Raw genomic sequence first — 8,179 nt, forward strand, 5'->3', positions numbered from 1 at the left:
CCGCTGTCGCAGACGCAGCCTGCGCCGCTGCCGCCGACGCAAGGCGCGCAGCCGCAAGCCGTGCAGCCGCCGGCGGCCGAGCCATCGCCATCGCCGGCGCCGGCCACCGAAGCCGCGCCGCCGGTGCAGCAATAAGCCGGGCCTGACGATGCGCGCGCGTGGGTTCACCCTGATCGAGCTGCTGGTGACGCTGGCCATCCTCGGCCTGCTCAGCGCACTGGTGATCCCGACCGCGCAAGTGGTGGTGCAGCGCCGCCAGGAGCAGGATTTGCGCGAATCGCTGCGCGAGATCCGCCATGCGCTGGATGCCTATAAGCTGGCCTACGACCAGGGCCGCATCGCCAAGACACTGGCCGCCAGCGGCTATCCGAAAACGCTGGAGCAACTGGTCGAGGGCGTGCCGGACCTGCAAAATCCCAAGCACGCCAAGATTTACTTCCTGCGCCGCGTGCCGCGCGATCCGTTCAACGCCGACAGCACCCTGAGCGACGCCCAAACCTGGGGCAAGCGCAGCTACGCCAGCGAGGCCGACCAGCCGAGGGAGGGCGAGGACGTCTACGATGTCTACAGCCTCAGTGAAAAACCGGGCCTGAACGGCGTACCGTATAAAAAGTGGTGACCATGAAGCGCAAAGGATTCACGCTGATCGAATTGCTGGTGGTGCTGGGCATCGTCGCCCTGATGCTGACGCTGGCCGTGCCGCGCTATTTCCCCAGCATCGACAAGTCGAAGGAAGTGGTGCTGGCCGATAACCTGCGCAATGTGCGCCAGGTGCTGGACCAGTACTATGGCGACACCGGCCGCTATCCCGATTCGCTGGAGCAGCTGGTGGAGAAAAAATACCTGCGCGCGTTGCCTTACGATCCCATCACCGAAAGCGACACCAGCTGGATCATCGTGCCGCCGGAAGACGGCGCCAAGGGCGGCGTCTACAACATCCGCAGCGGCGCGCCCGGCGGCGACCGCGGCGGCAAGCCTTACGCCGACTGGTGATATGGCCGAACCGTCAACATTGCAGCACCTTGCGCGGCGACGGCAAAACGCGCGCGGATTCACCTATCTGAGCCTGATTATTGTCGTTGCGATCATTGCTTTGGTGGCCGCTTCGGCCGTTAAACTGGGTTCGGTGCTGCAACGCAGCAGAGCAGAGCAAGAGCTGCTGGACATCGGCGCCGCGTTTAGCGACGCGCTGAAAAGCTATGCCGACGCCACCCCGCAAGGCATGCCGACACAGCCGCCATCGCTGAAAGAATTACTCAAGGACCCCCGTTTTCCCGGCACCCGGCGCCACCTGCGCAAGATTTTTGTCGATCCCATGACGGGGAAGGCGGAGTGGGGCATTGTCTACCGGGGCGATAAAATCGGCGTGTTGGCGGTGTACAGCCTGTCCGATGCAAAACCTGTGAAAATTGGGAATTTCCCCGCACGATATTCTGGTTTTGAAGGCAAGAGTCATATTTCCGATTGGAAATTCATGCCCGCTGCCGAAGCACCTGCCGGGGGAAATGTGGTTGTCACACAACAGACTTCCCCCATGACGCCGCAAAGCAACCCTTTGTCAACGCCGCCGGCGCCGCCTGTCCAGTCGGAAACTGAAAATGCTCCTGCCGTTCCTGGCGAAGCACAAGTCGCCCCAGCCGAAACAACGCCGCCGACCGCGCCACCGGACCCGCCGGAAGAGCCGCAAACCCGCTAACTTTCTCACTAAAAGTAACGAAATCCGCCCGAAAATGGTGCGCCGCTCAAAAATAACTGTCCACTACAGCTGCAATTGCAAAAAAGAAATTAAAAATAAATATATTGCAATTGCAACTTGTGTTCTTATGTTATTATTCTGTCCGAAGTACTCCTATTAACCCCCGATGCCAGTACGGCATCCTTTTTTGGTGACACATACATGAAAATGACCAAGACTGTCCTGGCAGCGGCCCTGTTCGCCGTAGCCGGTTTCGTTTCCCAGGCTGCCAGCGCAGCAACTTCCGTGTTCGATGCTGACGGTTTGGCTTCGTTCCACAGCGACGCTTTCGCTTCGTCCGTCGTTTCGGGCACCGAGTTCTTCCAGACCGTGACCTTCACCGGTCTGGCGGCTGGCATCTACAACATCGACGCATCGATCTCGGCAACCCGTCTGGACTTCGCGGCCGGCGGCGTGGTTCTGGACGGTCATGTGTTTGACTTGGCAGCTAACGCCGCTGGCAAACTGCGTTCGGGCAACCTGATCTACGACGGCTCGGCTCCGCTGACCCTGACCGTGCATGGCTACACCGCTGGCACCGCTTCGCAAGCCTTCTTCAACGGCTCGGTTTCGGTGACCGCTGTTCCAGAACCAGCTACCTACGGCATGCTGCTGGGCGGCCTGGGCCTGGTCGGCGCGATCGCTCGCCGCAAAGCCAAAAAAGCAGCTTAATTTCTGCTGACATTAAAAAACCCGCACTTGTGCGGGTTTTTTTCGTCCGGCGTTTTGCCGCCTCAGCGCGCGATGCGCTTGAAGTCGCGTAGGCGGAAGCCCATGGCCAGCAGCGCGCCAAAATACACCACAGCGCATACCCCCACCAGCAGCAACAGCGCGCCCAAGCGCAGGAAAGCATGGTGCTGCAAGCCGATCCAGTCGATCTGCTGGCTGCCGAACCACGCCGTGCCCCCCATCAGGCCGCAGGCGATCACCAGTTTGACGCAAAACAGCAGCCAGCCCGGCCGCGGACGGTAGATATTGCGGCGGCGCAGTCCCACGTACAGCAGAACGGCGTTCAGGCAGGCCCCCATGCCGATTGACAGCGCCAACCCGGCCACCTGGAAGTAGGGCACGAATACAAGGTTCATCAACTGCGTCGCCACCAGCACGCCGGTGGCGATGCGCACCGGGGTGCGGATGTTCTGCTGCGCATAAAACGCCGGCGCCAGCGTCTTCACCAGAATGATCCCCAGCAGGCCGACGCAATACGCGATCAGCGGCCGCGCCGATTGTCGCGCCGCCTCGTCGGTAAAGGCGCCGTAGTGGAACAGGGTGGCGATCATCGGCTCGGCCAGCACCGCCAGTCCCACCGCCGCCGGCAGCGACAACAGGAAGGTCAGGCGCAGGCCCCAGTCCAGCAGCTCGGAATATTCCTGATGGTCCTCGTCGGCCGTGGCCTTGGACAGGCTGGGCAGCAAAATGGTGCCCAGCGCCACCCCCAGCAGGGCGGTCGGGAATTCCATCAGGCGGTCGGCGTAGGACAGCCAGGAAATGCTGCCTTCCTCCAGCCGCGAGGCGATGCTGGTGTTGATCATCAGGCTGATCTGCGCGGCCGAGACGGCAAACACCGCCGGCCCCATTTTCCTGAGCACACGGCGCACGCCGGGATCGCCCAGGCCGGCGGCGGGGTTCCACGACAGCGAAGGCAGCATGCCGATGCGCATCAGCGCCGGGATCTGTATCGCCACCTGTAACACGCCGCCCACGAACACGGCAATCGCCATGGCGTAGATCGGCGTCTCCAGATGCTGTTGCAGGAACAGCGAGGCGAGAATGGACGAGATATTCAGCAGCACCGGCGTGAAGGCCGGTATCTTGAACTCGCGCCAGGTGTTGAGCACGCCGCCGGCCATGGCCACAAACGCCATGAAGGTGATATACGGGAACATCAGACGCGTCATCCACACCGCCGCGCCGGTCTCTTCCAGCCCGCTGGCGATCAGGTAGATAAACAGCGGCGAGGCTATAATGCCGATCACCGTCACGATCAGGGTCGACCACACCAGGGTGTTGGCCACATGGTCCACCAGCTGCTTGCTGGCCTCCTGGCCCTGCTTGTTCTTGTATTCGGCGAGTATCGGCACGAAGGCTTGCGAGAAGGCCCCTTCGGCGAACAGGCGGCGCAGCAGGTTGGGGATGCGGAAGGCGACAATATAGGCGTCGGTCATGCCGCCGGCGCCGAAGGCGCGGGCAATCAGGGTTTCACGCAGGAGGCCGGTAATCCGGGACAGCATGGTCATGCTGGAAATGGCGGAGAGTGTCTTAAGCAAGTTCATGGGACGTGATTATAGTTGCTCCTGCCAATAAATATCGCTATAATCACAGGCTGTACAAAATTCTGTTGCGCAGACATTAATGTTTGGCAGGCAGTAGTTTGACTCACACGGTTCGCTCTGATGGCAACCTTGGACGCACCTGTTTGGCAAACATTAACGTTTGCAAACGCATCATTTACCTGTTTAGGAAATTTCATGGCAAATACCGCACAAGCGCGTAAACGCGCTCGTCAAGCAGTTAAGCAAAACGCTCACAACTCGGCTCAGCGTTCGACCCTGCGCACCGCTATCAAAGCTGTGCGTAAGGCCATCCAAGCCGGCGACAAAGCTGCTGCGACGACCATCTTCCAGGCTTCGGTGTCGACCATCGACAGCATCGCTGACAAGAAGATCATCCACAAAAACAAGGCAGCTCGTCACAAGAGCCGTCTGGCAGCTGCCCTGAAAGCACTGTCCGCTTAATTTTCCTCTCAAGGAAGACCAAGCAAAAAGCCGCGCTGGCCTTGCCAGTGCGGCTTTTGTCGTTGGTGCGTCCGCTTCAGCCGGCGCGCAGCTCGCCGCCGCGGCGGTCGATTTCGATCGCCAGGTCGCGTTGCAGCCATGCGATTTCATCCCTGCTCGGCCGGCGCCACCAGCTGTTCGAGCACGGCGCGCTGGGAAAGCCAGGTGCGCAGCACGTCGGTCAGGTGGGCCAGCTTGGTGGCCGCGTCCAGTTGCTCCTGCGGCATGCGCTGGGCGTCTTCCGCGGTGGCGTGGATCAGGTCGCGCAGCGCACTGGCGGCGGCGCGGTCGAAACGGTGTTGATGCAGGCGTGCCCCAGCGGCAGCGCCGGGCGCTCGGCCGGCGGCAGCTTGAGGCGCTGCGCCAGCGTGCCGGCGATCATGGCGGTGCGCAATGCGTGCTGGAACATGGCCGGCCGCTGGTCGCGCAGCACGGTCAGGCGCATCAGCAGCGGCGCCGGCAGCGTCAGCGCCGCCAAGTCGTGCTTGATGGCCAGCGCGTCACCGCTGCGGTTGGCCAGGCGGGTGTAGACGGGGTCGTGGTCGAGGATCTTGCCGGCCTCGACAGGCTGGCGGCGTCGATGGCGCGCTCGCTGATCAGCATGTTGTCCAGCGGTTCGGCCAGCTTGTGGCGCGCCAGCCGCTGAAATTGCTCCTCACCCAGCGCCGTGCCTTTCGCCACCAGCTTCATGCCGCTGTCGCAGTAGATATCCTGATGGGCGGTCACGGCCTGCCGCCGCGCCAGCGCGGCCACGGCCTGGAGATAGTAGGGGCTTTCGGTGTAGTCGGCGGCGCTGGGTTCGGCAGGCATGGCATCCTCCAGGCGCCTCGGCGCCCACCTGCTCAATATTAAGGCAGCTGTTGCTGGATTGCTAGCGGTTGAGGTCTTTCGGCGACACTTCCATCCACTCGCCCGGCATCAGGGGATGGGTCGCCAGCGAGATGCCGCCGATGGCGCTGCGTACCAGCCGCAGGGTCGGCAGGCCGACCGCCGCCGTCATGCGCCGCACCTGGCGGTTCTTGCCTTCCTGTAGCGTGATCGCCAGCCAGCTGGTGGGCTGGTCGGTGCGCTGGCGGATCGGCGGATTGCGCGGCCACAGCCATTCCGGCTCGGCGATGCGCACCGCCTGGCAGGGCTGGGTGACGAAGTCGCCGAGGTTGAGCGGCGCTTGCAGCCGCGCCATGGTTTCCGCATCGGGAATACCTTCCACCTGCACCAGATAAGTCTTGCCAGCCTTGTGATCGGGGTGGGCGATGGCGTGTTGCAGCTTGCCGTCGTCGGTCAGCAGCATCAAGCCCTCGCTGTCGTAGTCGAGGCGGCCGGCGGGATAGATCTTGGGGATGCGCAGGTGGTCGGCCAGCGTGGCCTTGCCATCTTGCGGGGAGAACTGGCACAGCACCTGGAAAGGCTTATTGAATAGAATTAAGGACATTATTGAAAGCTATAGTAGTGTAGGCTTGAAAACCTTGGCGCGCCGCGACATACTCGTGCATAATGTGAAACACTCGTCTTATATCTTATAGAAGACTTGGACCATGGAGAACCCCACGATGTATCAACATATCAAAGTACCGGCGGACGGCCAGAAAATCACCGTCAACGCGGATTTTTCCCTGAATGTACCAGATAACCCGATCATTCCCTATATCGAGGGTGACGGTACCGGCCGCGACATCACGCCGGTGATGCTGAAAGTCGTGGACGCGGCGGTGGCCAAGGCCTACGGCGGCGCGCGCCAGATCCGCTGGATGGAAATTTTTGCCGGTGAAAAATCGACCCAGGTGTACGGCCCGGACGTGTGGCTGCCGGAGGAAACCCTGGCGGCGGTGAAGGATTACCTGGTCTCGATCAAGGGCCCGCTGACCACGCCGGTGGGCGGCGGCATCCGCTCGCTCAACGTGGCGCTGCGCCAGCAGCTGGACCTGTACGTCTGCCTGCGTCCGGTGCGCTACTTCACCGGTGTGCCGTCGCCGCTGAAAGAGCCGGAAAAAACCAATATGGTGATCTTCCGCGAAAACTCCGAAGACATCTACGCCGGCATCGAATACACCCAGGGCAGCGAAGGCGCGAAGAAGCTGATCGACTTCCTGGTCAATGAGCTGGGCGCCAACAAGATCCGCTTCCCGGACACCTCGGCCATCGGCATCAAGCCGGTGTCGGTGGAGGGAACCGAGCGCCTGATGCGCAAGGCCATCCAGTACGCCATCGACAACGACAAGCCATCGGTGACGATTGTCCACAAGGGCAATATCATGAAGTACACCGAAGGCGGCTTCCGTGACTGGGCCTACGCGCTGGCGCAAAAGGAATTCGGCGCCGAGCTGGTCGACGGCGGCCCGTGGTGCAAGTTCAAGAACCCGAAGACCGGCCGCGACATCACCATCAAGGATTCGATTGCCGACGCCTTCCTGCAACAGATCCTGCTGCGTCCGGCGGAATACAGCGTGATCGCAACATTGAACCTGAACGGCGATTACGTGTCTGACGCATTGGCGGCGCAAGTGGGCGGCATCGGCATCGCGCCGGGCGCCAATATGTCGGACTCGGTGGCCATGTTCGAAGCCACCCACGGCACCGCGCCGAAGTACGCCGGCAAGGACTACGTCAACCCGGGCTCGATGATCCTGTCGGCCGAGATGATGCTGCGCCACATGGGCTGGACCGAAGCGGCCGACCTGATCATCAGATCGATGGAGAAGGCGATCGATTCCAAGCACGTCACCTACGACTTCGCGCGCCTGATGGAAAACGCCGTGCAGGTTTCCTGCTCCGGCTTTGGCGAAGTGATGATCGAGCAGATGCAGTAAGCTCTACTTCATGCAAAGATGCAGCGCGCTTCGCCAGTCCGGCAGATGGCAGAAGCGCGCCATCAGGCGCTCGGACGACATCACGGAATACTGCGGACGGCGCGCCGGGGTCGGATAGTCGGCGGTGGTGATCGGCAATACTTTGCAGTTCAGGCCCGCCTCGGCAATGATGGCCTCGGTGAACGCGTGCCAGGTGGTCTGGCCCTGCGCGCTCAGGTGATACACGCCGCTGTTCTGCACCCACCACTCGCGTCCGCCGGCATGTGCCTGCGACAGCACCTGCGCCGTGATGTCGGCGATGGTGCGGCTCCAGGTCGGCGCGCCGTGCTGGTCCGCCACCACCCGCAGTTCGTCGCGCTCTTTCGCCAGGCGCAACATGGTCAGCAGGAAGTTCTTGCCGCGCATGCCGTACACCCAGCTGGTGCGGAAGATCAGGTGCGGAATGCCGGCCGCCGCGATCGCCTGTTCGCCGGCCAGCTTGCTGGCGCCGTAGACGTTGAGCGGGCCGACCGGATCATCCTCCACGCGCGGCGACGGCTGCGCACCGTCGAACACATAATCGGTGGAATAATGCACCAGCGCCGCGCCCAGCGCCCTGGCTTCCTCGGCCATCACGCCCGGCGCCTCGGCGTTGATGCGGTGCGCCAGCTCCGGCTCGCTTTCAGCCTTGTCCACCGCCGTGTAGGCGGCCGGATTGACGATCAGTTGCGGCTTGACGCTGCGGATCACGTCGCGTACCTGATCCAGATTGGACAGGTCCATCACATTGCGGTCCACCGCCACCACCTCGCCCACGCCTTGCAGGCTGCGCGCCAGTTCGTACCCCACTTGGCCGGTGCTGCCGGTCAGCAGCACCTTCATGC

The 8,179-nt window shown here is 62.3% G+C and carries 11 protein-coding genes; 6 read left to right on the plus strand and 5 right to left on the minus strand.

Going from position 1 to position 8,179, the window contains the following annotated elements:
* The first annotated feature begins 148 nt into the window (after window positions 1-148).
* From GM676_RS30790 to GM676_RS30805, 4 genes are all read left to right on the plus strand, one after another.
* Complete coding sequence (locus tag GM676_RS30790; RefSeq protein ID WP_155468379.1) at window positions 149-619, plus strand: type II secretion system protein; 471 nt, start codon at window positions 149-151, stop codon at window positions 617-619.
* Window positions 620-621: 2 nt separating this feature from the next.
* On the plus strand, window positions 622-993 hold the full coding sequence (locus GM676_RS30795; protein WP_155468380.1) for a type II secretion system protein: 372 nt from the start codon (window positions 622-624) through the stop codon (window positions 991-993).
* A 1-nt stretch (window position 994) separates the two neighbouring features.
* Window positions 995-1,696, plus strand: coding sequence for a type II secretion system protein (locus tag GM676_RS30800; RefSeq protein ID WP_229262936.1), 702 nt, complete (start codon window positions 995-997; stop codon window positions 1,694-1,696).
* Between the two features lie 207 nt (window positions 1,697-1,903).
* Window positions 1,904-2,407, plus strand: coding sequence for an FxDxF family PEP-CTERM protein (locus tag GM676_RS30805; RefSeq protein ID WP_155468381.1), 504 nt, complete (start codon window positions 1,904-1,906; stop codon window positions 2,405-2,407).
* Between the two features lie 62 nt (window positions 2,408-2,469).
* Here the strand turns inward: GM676_RS30805 and murJ are convergent, their stop codons facing one another.
* Complete coding sequence (gene murJ / locus GM676_RS30810; protein ID WP_155468382.1) at window positions 2,470-4,008, minus strand: murein biosynthesis integral membrane protein MurJ; 1,539 nt, start codon at window positions 4,006-4,008, stop codon at window positions 2,470-2,472.
* A gap of 195 nt (window positions 4,009-4,203) precedes the next feature.
* On the opposite strand from murJ, the gene rpsT reads away from it, so the two are divergent.
* Entirely contained in the window at window positions 4,204-4,470 is a 267-nt protein-coding gene (rpsT, locus tag GM676_RS30815; protein WP_055937377.1) for a 30S ribosomal protein S20, read from the plus strand.
* A gap of 295 nt (window positions 4,471-4,765) precedes the next feature.
* On the opposite strand, the gene GM676_RS30820 is transcribed toward rpsT, so the two are convergent.
* From GM676_RS30820 to GM676_RS30830, 3 genes are all read right to left on the minus strand, one after another.
* Window positions 4,766-4,987, minus strand: a complete 222-nt coding sequence (locus GM676_RS30820) for a hypothetical protein (protein ID WP_155468383.1) — start codon at window positions 4,985-4,987, stop codon at window positions 4,766-4,768.
* Window positions 4,975-5,319 (minus strand): hypothetical protein, encoded by a 345-nt coding sequence (locus GM676_RS30825; RefSeq protein ID WP_155468384.1) that lies wholly within the window; start codon window positions 5,317-5,319, stop codon window positions 4,975-4,977. Before GM676_RS30825 ends, GM676_RS30820 begins: the two co-directional genes overlap by 13 nt.
* 61 nt (window positions 5,320-5,380) lie before the next feature.
* On the minus strand, window positions 5,381-5,941 hold the full coding sequence (locus GM676_RS30830; RefSeq protein ID WP_155468385.1) for a pseudouridine synthase: 561 nt from the start codon (window positions 5,939-5,941) through the stop codon (window positions 5,381-5,383).
* Window positions 5,942-6,059: 118 nt separating this feature from the next.
* Here GM676_RS30830 and icd point away from each other — a divergent pair, with 118 nt between their 5' ends.
* Entirely contained in the window at window positions 6,060-7,316 is a 1,257-nt protein-coding gene (icd, locus tag GM676_RS30835) for an NADP-dependent isocitrate dehydrogenase (RefSeq protein ID WP_155468386.1), read from the plus strand.
* A gap of 3 nt (window positions 7,317-7,319) precedes the next feature.
* Here the strand turns inward: icd and rfbD are convergent, their stop codons facing one another.
* Window positions 7,320-8,177, minus strand: a complete 858-nt coding sequence (rfbD, locus tag GM676_RS30840; protein ID WP_155468387.1) for a dTDP-4-dehydrorhamnose reductase — start codon at window positions 8,175-8,177, stop codon at window positions 7,320-7,322.
* Window positions 8,178-8,179 lie beyond the last annotated feature (2 nt).

Origin of the sequence: Duganella radicis, from assembly GCF_009720825.1 — a bacterium.
In the GTDB taxonomy this organism is placed as follows: Bacteria; Pseudomonadota; Gammaproteobacteria; order Burkholderiales; family Burkholderiaceae_D; genus Rugamonas; species Rugamonas radicis.